We start from the raw sequence: 17877 nt of genomic DNA, 5'->3' as shown, positions 1-17877 counted from the left end.
GACCGCCGTTCCACTTCTTGGTAATCGCTAGAAGTGATCGGACCCCCGCCCGGCGGAATTTGGAAGTGATTTTCCGTGGTAAGCTGTTGATCTGGATGGATCCCTAAAAGCTTCTTTTAACCATCCACCATAGAAAACAATACCTCGGACACAAATAAGGTCAAGGGTGGTATTATCTGATGTATTTATTTACAGGAAAGACGTTTCTCTACGCGGCGTTAGTTATTGGAGCCATTTACTTATTTGCTGAGTATGTGTAGTTTTATGAAGGGATAACCTTCAAAGGAAGTATTCATGGATAAGCATTTTGGGTAAATTCCAACATATTAGCCGTTTGGATATGGTTTAAATTCTTCCGTTATCGGGCGCTAATCCGGAATAAATACTATTCCTGAATCGGGCCAGTTTGTAGAATATCGCAGTTAAACTTATATAATAGAAATAAATTCCATATAGAGGTGGATTTATATGCCTAAAATTGACAATATGCTAGCAATTCTATGGATGCTTCGTTCAGGTGAAAAAATCACTGCAAAACAAATTTCAGAAAAGTTAGAGATGAATATAAGGACTGTGTATCGTTATATTGATACACTTTCAACAAGTGGTGTACCTATAATTTCAGACACAGGACATAACGGTGGGTACACCTTGTTGAACCATTTTATTGAAGCTCCTCTTTTTTTCGATTTCGAGGAACAAACCTCACTATTTCACGCTGCCGTCTTTGCAGAAGAAGCGGGATATTATGGAGGTGAAGCACTACATAGGGCTATTTCAAAGCTAAGCAACTATTCAAATCAAGAACAGGAAACAAAGATAAACCAACTTTTAACCAGTCTTGAAGTAATAAATCGATTAAGTTCCTACTCTGTAGAACCTTTCTTAAAGGAGTTGGAGGAGGCCGTAGCTGATGGATGCTCTGTAAAAATGCTATACCATAAAAGTGGCGAAGAGCAATCAAAGTGTAGAATGGTTGATCCTTACAGAATTATCTATTGGAATAATAAGTGGTATGTGATTGGATTTTGTCATCTTAGAAATGATATTCGTAGTTTTAGGGTAGATCGAATTGAAAATCTGATGCTAACCGAAAATAAGTTTAACCGACCGGAAAATTTTTCAGCACGTGACTTTTTTATGAAAAACCTCCTTCCAACTTTAGAAGATAAGGAAGAGATTATTTCTTTAGTTATTACTGGAAATACAAGTACGTTGGATAATCTTTGTCAACATTGGTTTTTAGGACATTATTTACAAGAACGGACTTCAAATCAAGCAGTATTTCTTCTTGAAAAAGATATGATACATACATATGTACCTTATTTACTTTTACCATACGGAAAATCTATTCAAGTTATTGAGCCAATGAGCCTTAAAAATAGACTTATTGAAATTCTGTCGGAATTAATAAAATTTCATCAAGTAAAATAACTTCCCTGACGTTAGGTGTCAGGGAAGTTATTTTATAATAGGATATATCAATTGTGATTGGAGTGTTATTGGATGCAAACAAAGAAAGTTTATCTTTATGTATTTAATACAATGTCAGACTGGGAATATGGATATTTAATTGCTGAACTGAACTCAGGAAGATATTTCAAAAAAGATTTAGCACCTTTAAAAGTAATTACAGTAGGAGCTAATAAAGAAATGATTACTACTATGGGAGGACTGAGCATAAAACCAGATATTGCCCTTGATGAATGTACTCTTGAGAGTAAAGATCTTTTAATTTTACCAGGAGGGACTACTTGGAGTGTAGAAATTCATCGACCTATCTTGGAAAGAATTGGCCAAGCTTTAAAGCTTGGCACTATTGTTGCTGCAATTTGTGGTGCAATTGAGGGCCTAGCGAATAGGGGATACTTAGATACTAGAAGGCATACAAGTAATAACTTAGAATATACAAAAATGGTATGTCCTAACTATAAAGGAGAAAAGTTCTATGAGTTGGGATCTGCGGTATCTGATGCGAATTTAGTTACTGCATCAGGAATAGCTCCTCTGGAATTTGCAATGGAGGTACTGAAAAAAATAGATGTATTTACACCGGATGCATTACATTCATGGTATAACCTAAATAAAACTCATAAACCTGAATACTTCTTTCAGTTAATGAATTCAATAAATAAATGAAGTAACTGAAAAGCTCAATTTCTCTATTTTGATTTGTAGAGAAGTTGAGCTTTTTAATTTGGAATTTCCTTATCGTTGTAAATCAGCATTTTCCTGACGCTACCCCAAGTATTTATTTTGGGGTAATAACCTCTCTGGTTAATTCTAAAAACGCCTTGATTGCAGGTGAAAGCCACTTGTCTTTATGCCATACCATTTGGGTAACAACCTTGAGATTGGGCATTTCCCAAGGAAGGGAAATCAGTTCTTCACGTTCCAGCTCAGCCTTAACGGCTATCGCAGGTAAAAAGGCAATACCAATGCCGGCCATTGCGCACCGTTTGATTGTCTCGGCGCTACTAAATTCTAAATTCGCCATACTTTCGTGAATTCCTTGTTGCTTTATGGTTCGGTCAAATAGTGTACGATAGGGACATCCTTTTTCCGTAAGTAAAAAAGGTTCTCCTTGGAAATCTTCTGAACAAAGGGATGCCCGTTGTACTAGTGGATGGTTTGGCGAAACAAGGAATAGAAAAGGTTCCTCAATTAAAGGTTCAATCATAAGGTTGTTTGAACCAGCAGATTCATCCAACATAAAAACAATGTCCGTTTTTCCATCGTAAAGACTTTGTTTAAGTTGTTCATTAGTAAAAGGACGAAAGATTAGGCGTATGTTAGGGTAACGAGTGCGAAAAGACTGTAATACGGTAGGTAAACGATATGAGCCGGGGATTTCGTTGGCACTGATGGTTAGGGTACCCGTTAACTCTTCATTTTCTTTCATAGCCAAACGTGCTTCATCCACACTGTTTAATATTTTTTCTGTATGTACTAAGAATCTCTTTCCAGCGTCAGTAAGGGTAATTTGTTTTCCTAACCTGTCAATGAGTTGTGTACCAAGTTCTTTTTCCAAGGATTGTATTTACATTGTAACATTTGATGGAACATAGTTGAGTGCTTCAGCGGCCCGCGTGAAATTCAACGTGAAGGCGACTGTTCTGAAGGTAAGTGGATAGAAAAAAATTCTTGGAAATACGGGTTTATTTTACGGTATCCAAAGAATAAAACGAATATTACAGGAATTCAAAATGAACCGTGGCATATCCGTTATGTTGGTTTGCCACACAGTGCGATTATGAAAGAAAGGAATTTTGTTTTAGAGGAATATTTAGATTACCTAAAAAACAATGAGAAGGTTTCGGCTAAGGTTGAAGGTAAAAAATATACTGTTTCTTATTACTCCTTTTCTGAAAACATGACCATTGATATGCCGAAAAATCACAAATATGTGATTTCAGGTGACAATATGGGTGGAGTAATAGTGACCACTTACGATGGGGAAACTTATAACAAATTTGAATAAAAATAAGAGTAGGTTTATATGTAAAAGATTATTCCACAAATGGGCGCTTTTCTTTAATAATGATCAGCGCTCACTTTTCATTTAAAGGGCCAGATTGATGAACATGTTAATTGGAGGATTTTTTATGGGGGAAAAAATGGAGTTAAAAAAGCTGTTGATTTTTTGTTCGAGGTGAGTTTTACTGTAGCCGCCAACCCAAAAGCCAATTACACGATTATGATTCTATAAAACATCTTGCATTTGGTACAACTGTTGCTGGCAGAACTGATGAGTTTTTCGTTTATAATGCAAATCCTGCTCCCGTTATGGAAACCATAAATAAACAAGGCACCAAAAAAGACTATTGGCTTACTATATTTTCTAATGAAAAGCCGTATCGTTATGATGCACAGGGGTATACCATAAAAAGTACAGATTTTCTTATGATTTTAAATCTGGACAGCTGGTCTTTTGAAATAGAAAATAAGTTCATAAAGCGTGTCAAAACCGAGGAAGAAGCTCTATGCATCAATCATTTTTTCGATAAGACTGTGATCGATCTTACAAAATTAGATGATCCAAATCTGCATTATTACGTTGGTGAGGAAAACGGGCATCCGGCATCTCATGGATCCTATTTACTATTAGATAATACGGTATGTTTTTTGGATAATGTATCTACTTCAAAAATTCATAGTGGCAAAGGAATGGTTAAAGCACTTTGCCGAAAAATGCTTATTGATACCAAGCAGGAAGGTGCTGTCAAGAGTGTACTTGCTTCCAGTCAAATGGGCATCCTTTATACCTGAAATTGGGTTATCAAGATGTATCAAAAATGTGGGTGTTTGAGAAGCAAACCTAAACAAAAGGCACGATTACCTAATTAGAGTCGTGCCCATATCGTACTTAAAGTCCATTCAATTGAATAAGATTAACACAAAGAGTCGATTTTCCTGCGTAAGGGAAATCGATTTTTTTGGGTTAAATTTTGCCTAATTATAAAGGGTTTACTTTAAGTTCCTACGATTAATTTTAAAAATGCAGTTGACTATTCAGTTGAACTGTATTACATTATTATTAAGTCAAACTATATAGTTAAACTGAATAGAGGATGAGAATATGAAACATAAATTATTGCCGTTGTCTGAAACTATGCATTATATTTTATTAGCTCTACGTGAGCCACTCCACGGCTATGCCGTAATGCAGAAGATAGAACAAATAAGTAATGGTACTGTTAGTTTAGCGGCTGGTACATTATACGGTGCGATTGAAAACTTGAATAAACATGGTTGGATTGAACCTGTTGGAAATTCGGGCAGGAGAAAAATTTATATGATAACTGCGGAAGGAAACGCCATTTTGAAAATGGAACAAGAAAGGCTATTGCATATTTTATCCTTGTACGGAAGGGATGATTCAAATGAAGATGTTTAACATGTTTTTTGATATTGAAAAAGAAGAACAATGGCTGAACGAACAACTGCAAAAGGGCTATCGCTGTACAACTATTAGTGGATTGGGGATATACACTTTTGAAAAAACTGACAATAGATATGTTATGCGACTTGATTATCAGGATTATTTACCAAAGAAAAAATTCAAGGAATACATGGCGATATATGAAGATTTTGGTTGGAGCCACATAGAAGGGCACCGACTAGGTGGGAGACAGTATTGGCAAAAAGAAGATGATGATCAAAATGAAATTTTCTCGGACCGCCAATCAATGGGTAATTATTATAAAAGATTAATGGGTTATTCATTTTGGTTGGGTATGCTGTGTTTATTTTTTTCTTATTCGATTTATAAGGATTCGGGATTATATTTAACTGAAGGTCTTTGGAATATGAAAGGATCATTGTTTTGGAAGGCACTTTTATTTGAGACGCCATTTGTCCTTTTGAGGTCTCTTCCCGTACTTATGGTTGTTTTCTTTGGCAGCAGTTTCTATAGAGCTTATCGAAAGTATTCATTGTTAAAGGAAAAATAATATGCTAGAGATTAAAGTATAAACCTTTTTAATCCAAAGAAGTAACGGAGGATAATGTATCTACCACAATTGGGCCAGATTGTTGAAAGATCCTTCTCAAAGATAGTTAGATATTTATGTTAAAATAGATACAGATTTTAAAGGAATATACTTAAAATAATTATTCATGTAAAAAAGTTAGGGATACAATATTACCTGAGATTTAATTAACAAAAGAGGAAGGTGAAATATGAATATTTCAGTTTTAGGATGTGGGCGTTGGGGAACCTTTTTAGCTTGGTATGTTAACAAAGTTGGACATAATGTAATGTTATGGGGAAGGGAAAGTTCAAGAAATTACAATCGATTGCAAGAAACCAGAAAAAACGATCACCTTTCAATACCAGATGATATAGAATTAAGTAATTCATTGGAGAAGGCAATTTCTTTTAGTGATATTACTATTATTTCTATTAGTGCTCAAGTTTGCAAACCAGTTAAGCGCTATAAGTGACATACGGGGTAAAACATTTATTCTGTGTATGAAGGGAATAGAGGCTACTAGTGGAAAAAGACTTACTCAAGTATTCAGTGAAGAGATTGGAAAAAATATAAGTTAGGCAGTATGGATAGGACCGGGGCATGTACAAGATTTTGTGAAAGATATACCTAATTGTATGGTTATAGGTTCTGAAGATATTGAAACTACTAAAATGATTGTACAGGAATTTAGTAGCGATTTAATTAGATTTTATTATGGACAGGATCTCATTGGAAACGAAATTGGTGCTGCTACAAAAAACGTTATGGGTATAGTGGCAGGAATGTTAGATGGATTGAATTACAGCAGTTTGAAAGGCTCACTTATGGCAAGGGGAACTAGAGAAATCTCTCGTCTGGTTAGCGCCATGGGAGGAAATGATCTAACTATATATGGGTTAAGCCACCTGGGAAATTATGAAGCAACATTATTTTCGGCGCATAGCCATAATAGAAAATTCGGGCAAGGATTAGTTGAAGGAGAAAAGTTTGAAAAATTAGCAGAAGGAGTTTCAACTGTAAAGGCAATTAGGGAATTATCCAGTCAGTATGGTGTTGAACTTCCAATTTGTAATGCAATAGTATGGGAGTGTGAAAACATGTTGTTGTCGGAAGCATGGGAAAAGTACCAATCTGATAAAAGAATTGAAGGTTATTCTCTTCTTACTTTAAAGATGTATGGATTTCAATGTGATCTTTTAAAGCGTTATTTCGGTGATATCAGAATGGGCGCTATTACAACAGATAGTTTGAAACAATACTTGGGTGAGGCCGCAGAACATGTACGTTTTATTAGGTCGCTGTTTAAATGGACACATGAAGAAGGTTTAATTTTAAAAAAACCAGCTGCAAAGTTAAAAGAACCTAAGTTAGGTATGCGAATTCCAAAGTTTCTTACAAAACATGAAATAGAGCATCTTCGAGAAGGATGTCACACATCAATGGAAAATGCTTTATTTGAATTTTTTTATTCCACAGGCTGCCGCATCGGAGAAGTTGCAAAATTAAATAGGCGTGATATTAATTTCACAGGAAACTCCGTAATTGTGCATGGAAAAGGTGATAAGGAAATAGAAGTTTATTTTAATATACGTTGTGCAATTTGGTTAAAGAGGTATTTAGATGAACGCGATGATGATGACCCCTGTTTATTTGCCACAGAACGTAAACCCATAAGGCGCATGAGTATAGATACTTTGAGATACATTGTTAAACGTATTTCAAATCGTGCTGGAATAAAAAAAACGATTCATCCCCACCAATTACGCCACAGTTATGCAACTCATATGATTGACAAAGGTGCTCCTTTAGAAGTGATTCAAAGTCTTCTAGGGCATGAAAAGAGCGAGACTACAAGAATTTATGCTCATCTTAGTGGAAAATTAAGACATGATTTTTACAGCAAATATTTTTAGTGGTGGCGCTTTTTGTATGTAATGTATTTCCAATATTACCTTTTGTGTTAAAATTAAATAAACAATTCTAGAAATAGTAACTATTTATGAATCGGGCCAGTTAGTTGAAGAAGGATATTTTTTATTTTTAGCGAATACAGAATTACAAACAAACTTATCAAAAGTGGTGGATAAAATAAGGAAAAAAACTAATTTCTTTCAGGACAACAAAATTGAAAAATGTATAATTGACAGGCTTCGGAGCGCCGGTTGTGTTTTCGCTGAAGAAGAAGCAAGATTGCTTATTTCTGCGGCACAGATGCCGGCTGACCTCGTCGACATGGTAGAGCGGCGTGCCGGTGGTTTACCACTCGAATATGTCATTGGCTGGGCAGAGTTTTGTGATCTTCAGATTTCGGTGGACCCAGGGGTTTTCGTCCCCCGTCGTCGTACTGAGTTTCTTGTCCGACAAGCCATCGACCTAGCTGAGTCAGGATCTGTTGTAGTTGACCTTTGCTGTGGATCGGGTGCATTAGGCGCTGCACTCACCGCTACCCTAGAATGGATCGAGTTATATGCCTCTGACGTTGATCCCGCCGCGGTGCGGTGCGCCCGTCGCAATATCAATTCTATTGGTGGTCACGTCTACGAAGGTGACCTTTATGAGCCGCTGCCAGCTACACTGCGAGGTCACGTAGACATTCTGTTATGTAACACACCTTATGTACCCACCGAGGAGATTGCACGACTACCTCAAGAAGCTCGTGAATATGAAGCTCGTGTGGCACTTGACGGAGGTGCTGATGGCCTAGACATTCAGCGAAGAGTAGCAGAAGAAGCACCTCACTGGTTATCACCGGGAGGACATCTTTTGATAGAGACGAGTGAAATGCAAGCACCCCGGACCCTTGAAATCTTTAGTAGTACCGGATTGACAGCGAAAATAGCCAAAGATGAGGAACTAGACGCTACTGTCGTTATCGGAACGAACTTCAATTAACGGAGGCTGGGACAAAACCCAGTAAAAATAAAGAGTGGTTTCCACCAACAATAAGTTGTTGGAGAAACCACTCTTTATTTTTAAATTTTTGTTAGAAAATAGGACACCTTTTGATAAAATTAAAGTAACCACACAATAACTATCGGAGGTGTCCTTATGTTTAAAGATTATAACATGAATCAAGTAGTTTTGCCTTTGGATTTAGAAATAAAAATTAATGAAAATGATATTGCCTATGCCGTAAATGATGTAGTGGAAAATATCCCTAATGAAGCATTCGCTAAGTTTTTGCATGAAACAGGTTGTCCTGCTTACCATCCAAGAATGATGATAAAGATAATTTTGTGTGCTTACACGCAATCTGTTTTTTCTAGCAGAAAGATCGAAGCATTAGTTAAAGTTAGTGTGCGTATGATGTGGTTAGCCCAAGGATATGAACCAAGCTACCGCTCGATCAATCGTTTCCGCGTAAATGAAGAAGTCAAAGAATTATTACGTCAGTGCTTCGTACAATTTCGTTGTCAACTTGTGCAAGAAAAACAGATTGATGAAAAAGCCATTTTTATTGATGGTACCAAGCTTGAAGCAAATGCCAATAAGTTTACATTTGTTTGGCGTCCATTGAAAAATACAGTTCAGCTTTGGTTGAAAAGTCCAACCAAATGTATGATGAATTACTGGAAAAAGAAATTATTCCAGAGATAGAACGGGAAAGTCAGGAGGAACTTTCTACCGAAGAACTCGTAAAAGTAGTCGAGAAGCTAGATGAGAAGGTTGACGAGTATGATAAAAAAATAGAAGCGAGCGAGGATGTGAATGATCGGAAACAACTTCGTTCAAAGCGTAAAGAACCAAAACAATACCGTAAACAATTCAAGGATTATGTGGCACGCAAGCAGAAATACTAAAAAGACATGGGGATCTTTGGAGAACGCAACAGTTACTCTAAGACAGATCATGATGCCACTTTTATGCAAATGAAAGATGATTACATGAAGAACGGTCAACTAAAGGCAGGTTATAATGTACAGCTTGCGACAGAAGGACAATATGCGCTCGCTTATGATGTATTCCCAAACCCGACAGACACACGCACTTTTATTCCTTTTCTAGATAATATCGAGAAAAGTTTCTTTAAGTTACCGAAGTATATCGTCGCTGATGCAGGTTATGGAAGTGAACAAAACTACGAAGATGTCATCGAGAACCGAAAACGTACCCCGCTTATTACATATAGCATGTATCGAAAAGAGAAGAAAAAGAAATATATGGATAACGCTTTTAACATAACCAATTGGGATTATAGTGAAGAAGACGACTCATTTACCTGTCCGAATGGTAAAAAATTGGCGTTCCAATATCTATCTAATCGAACTGACAAATATGGTTATACACGAACATTTAAAGTTTATGAATGTGAAGATTGTTCCGATTGTCCATTGAGGTTTGTTGACAATCATTTCGGAGCGTAATTGGGTATTTTTAAAGTTACTAGATGTTTGATACGTTTTCGTGTATCGAGTCTAGCTTTTTGAACCACTTAAAATAATGGGGGTGCTATTATTAAGAGGTATTTAATTTTAAGTCTAACATTTGTTATATTTTTATTAAGCGCCTGTTCTGAAAATGAAGAAGTTGTAAAAGTTAAAGAAAAAAGCTTATCAGGCCAGTTATTCATTCAAAAGGTAGAGGATGATTCTACTTCTGAAGAATTGACAAAAATGATTAAAGATAAACAAAAAATAAAGCATGTATTAACAATGATTGAAAGGCTTAAAGTAAAAGAAATAAGTAGTGAGAGCGTCTTTGATCAATTGAAATCACAAAACAATTACTTATTTGGTTTTTCCAATCTGGTTTTATAGGGTCAGATTGTTTAGCAACATTTCGTAAAGTTAATGGATGTTTATTTTAAAATGAAAGTAAACTTATGAAGAAATGTACTGAAACTATTTAGCAGGTTTATACAAGAAATCATTACGGGCAGGTTAGTGGAATAAAAAAAGTGAATTAATCCATTATTATCTGCATTATGTTAACTGCATAAATCAATTGTACAGAGATAATAAAGTTTTTTAATTTGCAAGTATCTTGCGGTAATGAAATTAAATATCAAAAATAAAGGAAATATCTTCTTGACAGTCGAATATTAGACTAGAACCATAATTAACTATTCCGATGAGGAGGATTCTTGTGCGTCCACGACCATTATTTATTGAAAATCCAGAGCATGATAGGTATGTTAGTCTTGTGCCAGATGGAGATATTGAAGAAATACTTAGTAAGCAACGAACTAAGACCATTACCCTCTTAAGCAGCGTATCAGAGGAGTCAGCAAGGAAGGCGTACGCACCAGGGAAATGGACTTTAAAAGAAGTGATTGGGCATATGACCGACTCGGAACGTGTGATGTCTTATCGTATGCTTGCCATTGCACGAAATGAAAGTGCACCACTCCCAGAAATGGATCAGGATCAATACGTTTCTGCGGCAAACTTCAACAAATTATCCTGGGAGCAATTACTAGCTGGTTTAGACACGGTACGCTGCAACACGTTAAGCCTTATTTCAACCATTGATGATGCAGCGTGGGTTCGTAATGGAACTGTAATGAACAGCCCAGTTTCGATAGGTACCATTGCATATGGCATTGCAGGGCACGAGATACACCATATGAAAGTGATTAGTGATAAATACTTATAAGTGTTTTTCTATTAATGAAAAAACCTAATTTCTCATTTAATGCTGAAAAATTAGGTTTTTTTAATATTGAAACTTCCTTAACGTTGTAAATCTGCATTTTCCTGACGCTACCCTTTATAGCGAATTTACTATACTTTTAATCAGAACTAAGGAGATAATTTATGTTGGATGATGCAATTTATTGTTGTGCTTAAAAAAATTGTAATACTTATTTAAGTAACGGTTGCGTTTCTGCAACAGCGTCAAGAACGCTTTTTCACTAATGGGGCAGGTTTGTTAAAGAAGGATATTTTCAGTTTTAAACGAATTAGAATTACAAACAAACTTTACACGAATACAGGTATTGAAATAACAGGAACATAGGAGGTATGAGATATGAAGATCAATAGAATAGATCATGTGAGTATAAACGTCAATGATCTTTCAGAGGCAAAAGCGTTTTTTCTTGATTTAGGACTTGAAGTGCAAGCCGAATGGGAATTGGATGGAGAACAGTTGGATAGAATAGTTGGGCTTGATGATGTTAAAACGTCCTGTGTTGGATTGGGGATGCAAGATGGTCAGGCATGGATAGAGCTAGTCAAATTTAATACGCCTTCAGATGAAAAAGGTATTCAGCGGCCTTTTGCAAATACGCTGGGTATCCGACATATTTGCTTTGCTGTTGAAGATATTGAAGCTATTGTTGCAAAACTGAAAAAGAAAGGCACGGAATTCTTTAGTGAGATACAGCAATATGAAGAAAGTTATAAGTTATGCTACGTTCGTGGTCCAGAGGGAATTATTTTAGAGTTGGCGGAGCAAATCAGATAAATATTAGGGAACCACTGGATTAATCAAATAGTACACTATCCCTTGATTTTCAAGAAATTGAAATACAAGCTCTTGTTTGCTCTCTTTTCTTATGGAATGTCTTAAACAAAAATGCAGATAATGTAAGACCTGTTCTGATTTAAGTTTATTTGAAAGGAATAAATATATTTTTTTTCAAATATTCCTCTAATGTGCTACACTTGGGTTGCACTTGCGAAAAGGAGGAGTAGTAATGGCTAATGATCGAATTAAAAGAGAGATTTTTATTAACGCACCTATCCAAACGGTATGGGAGTTAATTAGCCAACCGGCAAGGTGGGTTGGTGATGCACCTGGGCCGGACAAGGTTCAAGTAGATGGATCACGTGTGGTAGCGGACACGAAGTACGGACAATTCCCAGTGTTGATAGAACAATCAGAACCACCAAATTACCTTGCATGTCGGTGGGCAAGTTCATTTGCCGGAGAGGAACCAAAAGGAGAAAACTCTACGCTAGTTGAGTTCAAATTGACTTCAAAAGATGGGGGAACTTTACTTAGAGTAGTTGAAAGTGGCTTTTCACACCTTGCAGTATCCGAACAAGAGCGAAGCAAGTTCTTTAAAGGGAATGTCCATGGCTGGGAGATGCAAATGGAAGTACTGCGGAAGCGTGCTGAGCAATAAATTGGCAACTATAGATAGTAATAATTTCGAAAATATCTTGATCGCCTTAGCAGACCCCACACGTCGAGAGTTACTTGATCTAATCGCTTTAAGGGGACAAGCTACAGCAACAACATTAGCAACTACGGTAACTGTTTCTCGTCAGGCAGTTGTTAAACATCTAACAATCTTAAAAGATGCTAGGCTTGTATCCAGCAATCGTGTTGGGCGGGAAGTAAGATATAAGGTGTGTCCACAGCAACTGTCTTCAACAGCAGAGTGGATGAAAAATCTAGCTGAGGATTGGGATAGAAAATTAGATTGGATTAAGCGCATAGCAGAAGATTAATAATTGAAAGTTAAATAGAGACAAGTTTTGATCAAGCTGTGTAATAAAGTCAAAAGGATTTCCTTGAAGGGGGAATCTTTTTGCTTTACCGTTAATTTACATCCACTTTTATTCAAGAAAAGGGCGCGATTCCTTAATAATAAAGAGCGCCCCATATTGTACATAAGGGTCATTTAGTTGAATAAAGACAAAATCGACTTCACAAAAAAGTATAATTAGGCTGTACTCTTAATCCTGTTTAGTCTATTTAGACCTATGCAAACAAAGAAAGAAGGTTTTTTTATGAAATCTATATTATTAATCGGACAATCCAACATGGCAGGCAGAGGATTTATTGAGGATGTACCGCCGATTTATAATGAGCACATAAATATGTTGCGAAACGGCAGATGGCAAATGATGGCAGAACCACTTAATTTTGATCGTCACGTATCTGGTGTCGGGCCAGCAGCCTCTTTTGCTCAGGCTTGGACGGAGGATCATCCGGGCGAGTCCATTGGGGTAATAACATGTGCCGAGGGAGGAAGCACTATTGATGAGTGGTCAATTGATGGACTATTAACAAGACATGCGATTTCTGAAGCAAAATTTGCTATGGAAACAAGTGAAATAGTGGGAATTTTGTGGCACCAAGGGGAAAGCGACAGTTACGGAGAACGTTATAAGACGTATGAAGATAAATTGCTTTCATTATTTAAACACTTGAGAGAAGAATTGAATGTACCAGATATCCCGATTATTATTGGTGAGTTGGGACATTACCTTGGAGAGGTCGGATTTGGAAAAAGTGCTGTAGAATATAAACAAATAAACCAGATATTATCTAAAGTTGCTTATGCCGAAAAAAATTGCTATTTTGTAACATCAAAAGGCTTAACAGCAAATCCAGATGGTATTCATATTGATGCTATCTCTCAAAGAAAATTTGGATTGAGATACTATGAAGCTTTTTCAAAACAAAAGCATGTTTTAGATATTTTGGATATAGAGCATGAATGGATTGAAAAGGAAGCAAAACGCGAACTAAATAAAAATGAACGTATATTTGTTCAAAGTATGAAGTTTGCCTTAGGACAATTGAGTTTTGAGGAATTTTCTATTAATGTCTCCAATATTAATGAAAGTAAGTAAAGCAAAATTAATCTCATTTTATGAGGAGAGATCAATTGATTCCACTTTTGATCTTAGGTTTGTTAAAAAAAACAGGTTTGTATGGATATGAACTTATGGCAATTATGAATGAGCAAAATTACGAGTCTGTAGTCAATTACATCAAAGGTTCATGTTATTAGAATATTTAACAGTTAGAATTAGAATATAAAAGATTGATTCAACGTATTTCTGAAGTGGGGAAATCAGAATCGAGAGAAAAAAATAAATATATTCTACTGATTTTGTAATTACAGAGTTTGGACGTTCGATTTAATCTTGTAGCTATGTGAAGAGTTGTAAATAAACTAATTGTTGTGATTATTCAATAAAGGTTATCACTTTTGCTAAAGTAGTAGCAGAAGTTTTGGTGGAGAAAATCAAATAACTATTGAGGGGATTGTTAAGCAGAAACGGACGCAAGAATGGAATAAATATTGCGCTCTTTCTTGGGTTATTGGACCAGATTTTTGTATAAGGAGGTTATTATAATGACAAATCAAATAAAGAGATTTGAAAATAAGGTGGCGCTGGTGACAGGCGGGCGTTCGGGGATTGGACAGGCCATCGCCCGCCGGTTGCGTGACGAGGGAGCGACTGTGATCACCGCGCAGCGAGGCGAGGACAAGGAATTTGACTCGATCACCGCAGATTTCTCCGACCCACATACACCGGAACAGATCATTACTGAGGTTATCGCCCACACTGGGAGACTTGATGTGCTAATCAACAATGCTGGTATGATGCAGGAAGCCGCGATCGAAGAATTGAGCCTTGAGGATTGGCAACGCAACCTCAACCTAAACTTGACTGCCCCCTTCCTACTGATACGCGCAGCGTTGCCTTACCTGCGCAAGACGAAAGGCAGCATCGTTAATACCGGCTCAGTTGAAGGGTTGGCGGCTAATCCCGGGCATGTTGCCTACTGCGCCTCCAAGGCCGGGCTTCATGGCCTGACTCGTTCAGTGGCGGTGGACCATGGCCATGAAGGCATCCGCTGCAATGCGGTGGCACCCGGGTGGATCGATACCGATCTAAACCTCGATATGATCGAAAGTATAGCTGATCCAGAGAAGTTTCGACGCAACATCGCTCGCATCCACCCTGTGTGCCGTACGGGCTCCCCCGAGGAAGTGGCTGCACTCGTGGCTTTTCTTGCAGCCGATGAGGCTGGGTTTATCACAGGTCAGGTCTATACAGTGGATGGCGGCAGGATGTCCAAGTTGAGCCTCCCCTAAAAGTAAAAATGTCGTGTTATCTTAATAAGCTGAATGAAAAAAAGATCTTAAATATACTACACCATTATATTTTGGTAGTATCCTTAGGGTCTATTGTGGAAAATATATTGGCATTTAACCATACATAATTAAAATCAAAAACTGATCCGATTTTACTGCGTGGTACAACGATACTATGCAATAGAAAAATTAAATTCAATTATCTGGCGCTTTTCCTAAATAAGGATTTGCGTTATTTTTTGAAATGGCCATTTTGTGGAAGATCTTCACTAAGATAATTTAAATGTTAATAAAATGGAGATTGTGAAAAGATATACGTAAGCTGACGCAGCAGAATAACTTAATAAGATTGATAGGATATTTATGGTAAAATGAAAATATGGTTTATTGTTGTGGGAATACTTGAAACATTAGATAAAATGAAAGAAAAATAACAAAATTGTAGAGGGGGTGAAAACATAGTAGAGTTTTTATTAACTTTTTTATTGTTTGTTGCACTTATTCTACCATTTACCACTTTTGTCCACGAGCTTGGTCATTCCTTGGTAGCCTCTCGATTGTTAAAAGTACCCGTAGAGATTAGGTTAGGGAAACGATTTGAAGGCAGGGGTTTAACGTTTGGAAGACTAACTTTAAAGATTCAACCTTTGAGTGGCTGGGTTGGCTTTTTTAGCTATGATGTTTCATCTGAAAAGGAGAGTAGAATTAATAATATTTTTATATTTCTTGCTGGTCCAATCTCTTCATTAATATTATGTAGCACATGTTTTGTACTAATTTATTATGTTAACTTTCCAAGTATATTTGACTATTTAATGAAAGCAGTTGCAAATGCAGCATTAGCACAATTTGTTATAACAATAATACCAATAAAGTATCCATCTTTTTTTGGTGCTTATAATGGAATATCTAGTGACGGATATAAAGTGATAAAACTATTTCGACAAAATTAGAGTTCTTATTTTATAATTCGCTAAGGGGAAATTGCTACTTGTACTGACGGAGCAGGTTAATACAAAAAGATATCGCAGTTTTTCTGTCATTAAGAAGTAGTTCTTATGTAAATAACGTAACTATAAACTGAGTTGACTAGAAACATTACTAATACAAGTTAGAGACCAAAATACGAAAAAGTAATACTTGAAAAATGGATGAAGAAGTATGTTCAACTATCCAGCAAATTAGTTGAACTGAAAGAAAAAATCAGACAGAAAATTATTATTTCTGTCTGATTTGATTCCTAAAATGAGTATGATTCTCCGTCATCTGGTACTAAAACAGTAGAGGAGAATTCTTTTTCGTTAGCAAAGTTTTTTAATTCATCTCTTGATAATGTCCAGTGATTGACAGCTTCCATGTGGACAGCAATAATTTTTGCATTGGGAGCAGCTTTATACATATGATAGACATCGTCTTTTCCCATTACCAAAGAACCGCCTTCATCGAATTGATTATCACCAGCGTTTACGACAATAATTTCTGGATCATGTGTGTCAATTACTTCTTGAACGGCATCATACCAAACTGTATCACCAGCAACATATAATGTTTTCTCTGTAACATGTTTGAAGACAATGCCACATACTAGACCAGCAGCTTTTAAGATTTCGCCTCTTCCATGCTCGCCTTTGGTTTTAATTAATTGGATACCTTCGAAAACTGTATCCTCTTGTAAAACATCTACATTTTTGAAACCAGCATTTCTAATTTCTATCGCATCTTCTTCATTTTGAGAAAATATTTTAATTTCTTTTGGCAATGATTCTTTGGCAGCATCATCCCAGTGGTCAAGATGGAGATGAGTGACGATGACCACATCAATATCTTGAATAATGTGGTCAATGGATGTTGGTAAATTTACCAAAGGATTGTTCTGATCTTGTCTTGGTGAATTTGGGAAGGGCGGGTAAGCTCCTTTTTCCGCCAACATTGGATCGATTAAAAACTTTTTCCCTGCGTATTCTACTAGTAATGTTGCATTTCGAATGTGTTGTAAATTCATATGAGATGACTCCTTTTCTTTGAAATTTTGTTTGAACAATGTATATTCTAAACTATCACCTATAGATGGATACATAGATTAAGTAAAGTCTTTTGTCCGTTTTACTTTATTTATGAAAGGAGTTAGCGAAATGTTGGATAACACAGATATTTTTATCATAGATGAACTATCCAGAAACAGTCGGATTACAATGAAAGAATTAGGCGAGAAAGTCCATTTGACAGGACCAGCTACAGCAGCAAGAGTGGCAAAATTGGAAGACAGTGGTGTTATTGAAGGGTATACGATTAAAGTTAACCAAGTAAAAATGGGGTATTCTGTTCATGCAATTATACATATTTTTACGAAAAGTACAAATCATCAACCTTATTTATCGTTCATAAAAAAACAAGCTCAATATGTTATAAACAACTACAAAGTCAGTGGCGAAAGTTGTTATATGCTCGAATGTAAATTTCCATCCAATGAAATAGTAGATGCATTTTTAACAGACTTGAGCAATTATGTGAGCTATAAATTATCGATTGTTATTAATAAAGAATAGCTGCTTTAATAGAAAAATGAAACGTAAACACTCCTTAAAACGTATACATTATATCCGTTTTATTAAATGT

General features: G+C 36.3%; 17 protein-coding genes and 4 pseudogenes. 19 read left to right on the top strand and 2 right to left on the bottom strand.

What is annotated here, in order from left to right:
- Positions 1-468: 468 nt before the first annotated feature.
- Together CS937_RS03490 and CS937_RS03485 are read left to right on the top strand one after the other, a co-directional pair.
- A complete protein-coding gene (locus CS937_RS03490; protein ID WP_099157084.1) occupies positions 469-1434 on the top strand; it encodes a helix-turn-helix transcriptional regulator in 966 nt (321 codons plus the stop codon).
- A 72-nt stretch (positions 1435-1506) separates the two neighbouring features.
- Positions 1507-2139 (top strand): type 1 glutamine amidotransferase family protein, encoded by a 633-nt coding sequence (locus tag CS937_RS03485; RefSeq protein ID WP_099157083.1) that lies wholly within the window; start codon positions 1507-1509, stop codon positions 2137-2139.
- 112 nt (positions 2140-2251) lie between these two features.
- Here CS937_RS03485 and CS937_RS03480 read toward each other — a convergent pair.
- Positions 2252-3142 (bottom strand): annotated as a pseudogene (locus CS937_RS03480) (LysR family transcriptional regulator).
- Here CS937_RS03480 and CS937_RS03475 point away from each other — a divergent pair.
- The 16 genes and pseudogenes from CS937_RS03475 to CS937_RS03405 all read left to right on the top strand — a co-directional run.
- Positions 3119-3481, top strand: a pseudogene (locus CS937_RS03475) (M15 family metallopeptidase); the annotation flags it as partial. The pseudogenes CS937_RS03480 and CS937_RS03475 sit on opposite strands and share 24 nt — an antisense overlap.
- 305 nt (positions 3482-3786) lie before the next feature.
- Positions 3787-4269 carry a GNAT family N-acetyltransferase gene (locus CS937_RS03470; RefSeq protein WP_099157081.1) on the top strand — a complete coding sequence of 161 codons (483 nt, stop codon included), beginning with the start codon at positions 3787-3789 and terminating at the stop codon, positions 4267-4269.
- 310 nt (positions 4270-4579) lie between these two features.
- On the top strand, positions 4580-4897 hold the full coding sequence (locus CS937_RS03465; RefSeq protein ID WP_099157080.1) for a PadR family transcriptional regulator: 318 nt from the start codon (positions 4580-4582) through the stop codon (positions 4895-4897).
- Complete coding sequence (locus CS937_RS03460) at positions 4884-5453, top strand: DUF2812 domain-containing protein (RefSeq protein ID WP_099157079.1); 570 nt, start codon at positions 4884-4886, stop codon at positions 5451-5453. The genes CS937_RS03465 and CS937_RS03460 overlap by 14 nt, the downstream gene beginning before the upstream one ends.
- Before the next feature lie 229 nt (positions 5454-5682).
- A complete protein-coding gene (locus CS937_RS19645; RefSeq protein ID WP_245835684.1) occupies positions 5683-5946 on the top strand; it encodes a hypothetical protein in 264 nt (87 codons plus the stop codon).
- Between the two features lie 163 nt (positions 5947-6109).
- Positions 6110-6496 (top strand): annotated as a pseudogene (locus CS937_RS19885) (NAD(P)H-dependent glycerol-3-phosphate dehydrogenase); the annotation flags it as partial.
- A 75-nt stretch (positions 6497-6571) separates the two neighbouring features.
- A complete protein-coding gene (locus CS937_RS03450; RefSeq protein WP_099157773.1) occupies positions 6572-7387 on the top strand; it encodes a tyrosine-type recombinase/integrase in 816 nt (271 codons plus the stop codon).
- 175 nt (positions 7388-7562) lie between these two features.
- Positions 7563-8366, top strand: coding sequence for a putative protein N(5)-glutamine methyltransferase (locus CS937_RS03445; RefSeq protein ID WP_218012842.1), 804 nt, complete (start codon positions 7563-7565; stop codon positions 8364-8366).
- 156 nt (positions 8367-8522) lie between these two features.
- A pseudogene (locus CS937_RS03440) lies at positions 8523-9811 on the top strand (IS1182 family transposase); the annotation flags it as partial.
- 748 nt (positions 9812-10559) lie between these two features.
- On the top strand, positions 10560-11069 hold the full coding sequence (locus CS937_RS03435) for a DinB family protein (protein ID WP_099157078.1): 510 nt from the start codon (positions 10560-10562) through the stop codon (positions 11067-11069).
- Between the two features lie 375 nt (positions 11070-11444).
- Entirely contained in the window at positions 11445-11882 is a 438-nt protein-coding gene (locus tag CS937_RS03430) for a VOC family protein (RefSeq protein WP_099157077.1), read from the top strand.
- A 232-nt stretch (positions 11883-12114) separates the two neighbouring features.
- Entirely contained in the window at positions 12115-12546 is a 432-nt protein-coding gene (locus CS937_RS03425) for an SRPBCC domain-containing protein (protein WP_099157076.1), read from the top strand.
- On the top strand, positions 12533-12874 hold the full coding sequence (locus CS937_RS03420) for an ArsR/SmtB family transcription factor (protein WP_218012839.1): 342 nt from the start codon (positions 12533-12535) through the stop codon (positions 12872-12874). Before CS937_RS03425 ends, CS937_RS03420 begins: the two co-directional genes overlap by 14 nt.
- Before the next feature lie 282 nt (positions 12875-13156).
- On the top strand, positions 13157-14005 hold the full coding sequence (locus CS937_RS03415) for a sialate O-acetylesterase (protein WP_099157074.1): 849 nt from the start codon (positions 13157-13159) through the stop codon (positions 14003-14005).
- Positions 14006-14514: 509 nt separating this feature from the next.
- The gene (locus CS937_RS03410) at positions 14515-15261 is read left to right on the top strand and encodes an SDR family NAD(P)-dependent oxidoreductase (RefSeq protein WP_218012838.1); all 747 of its coding nucleotides are present in this window, start codon (positions 14515-14517) and stop codon (positions 15259-15261) included.
- Positions 15262-15746: 485 nt separating this feature from the next.
- Positions 15747-16214 (top strand): M50 family metallopeptidase, encoded by a 468-nt coding sequence (locus CS937_RS03405; protein WP_176555734.1) that lies wholly within the window; start codon positions 15747-15749, stop codon positions 16212-16214.
- A gap of 287 nt (positions 16215-16501) precedes the next feature.
- On the opposite strand, the gene CS937_RS03400 is transcribed toward CS937_RS03405, so the two are convergent.
- Entirely contained in the window at positions 16502-17263 is a 762-nt protein-coding gene (locus CS937_RS03400; RefSeq protein WP_099157072.1) for an MBL fold metallo-hydrolase, read from the bottom strand.
- Between the two features lie 130 nt (positions 17264-17393).
- On the opposite strand from CS937_RS03400, the gene CS937_RS03395 reads away from it, so the two are divergent.
- Positions 17394-17807, top strand: a complete 414-nt coding sequence (locus CS937_RS03395) for an Lrp/AsnC family transcriptional regulator (protein ID WP_099157071.1) — start codon at positions 17394-17396, stop codon at positions 17805-17807.
- Positions 17808-17877 lie beyond the last annotated feature (70 nt).

Source organism: Virgibacillus ndiopensis, assembly GCF_900187325.1.
GTDB classification, from domain to species: domain Bacteria; phylum Bacillota; class Bacilli; order Bacillales; family Amphibacillaceae; genus Virgibacillus_E; species Virgibacillus_E ndiopensis.
Note: the sequence above shows the minus strand (reverse complement) of the source record. Positions and strands in the feature narration are given on the sequence as shown.

Bases quoted from the DNA above. Each gene is read 5' to 3' on its own strand.
- CS937_RS03490 (WP_099157084.1), top strand. From the start codon at position 469: ATGCCTAAAATTGACAATATGCTAGCAATTCTATGGATGCTTCGTTCA.
- CS937_RS03485 (WP_099157083.1), top strand. From the start codon at position 1,507: ATGCAAACAAAGAAAGTTTATCTTTATGTATTTAATACAATGTCAGAC.
- CS937_RS03470 (WP_099157081.1), top strand. From the start codon at position 3,787: ATGGAAACCATAAATAAACAAGGCACCAAAAAAGACTATTGGCTTACT.
- CS937_RS03465 (WP_099157080.1), top strand. From the start codon at position 4,580: ATGAAACATAAATTATTGCCGTTGTCTGAAACTATGCATTATATTTTA.
- CS937_RS03460 (WP_099157079.1), top strand. From the start codon at position 4,884: ATGAAGATGTTTAACATGTTTTTTGATATTGAAAAAGAAGAACAATGG.
- CS937_RS19645 (WP_245835684.1), top strand. From the start codon at position 5,683: ATGAATATTTCAGTTTTAGGATGTGGGCGTTGGGGAACCTTTTTAGCT.
- CS937_RS03450 (WP_099157773.1), top strand. From the start codon at position 6,572: ATGTTGTTGTCGGAAGCATGGGAAAAGTACCAATCTGATAAAAGAATT.
- CS937_RS03430 (WP_099157077.1), top strand. From the start codon at position 11,445: ATGAAGATCAATAGAATAGATCATGTGAGTATAAACGTCAATGATCTT.
- CS937_RS03425 (WP_099157076.1), top strand. From the start codon at position 12,115: ATGGCTAATGATCGAATTAAAAGAGAGATTTTTATTAACGCACCTATC.
- CS937_RS03415 (WP_099157074.1), top strand. From the start codon at position 13,157: ATGAAATCTATATTATTAATCGGACAATCCAACATGGCAGGCAGAGGA.
- CS937_RS03410 (WP_218012838.1), top strand. From the start codon at position 14,515: ATGACAAATCAAATAAAGAGATTTGAAAATAAGGTGGCGCTGGTGACA.
- CS937_RS03400 (WP_099157072.1), bottom strand. From the start codon at position 17,263: ATGAATTTACAACACATTCGAAATGCAACATTACTAGTAGAATACGCA.
- CS937_RS03395 (WP_099157071.1), top strand. From the start codon at position 17,394: ATGTTGGATAACACAGATATTTTTATCATAGATGAACTATCCAGAAAC.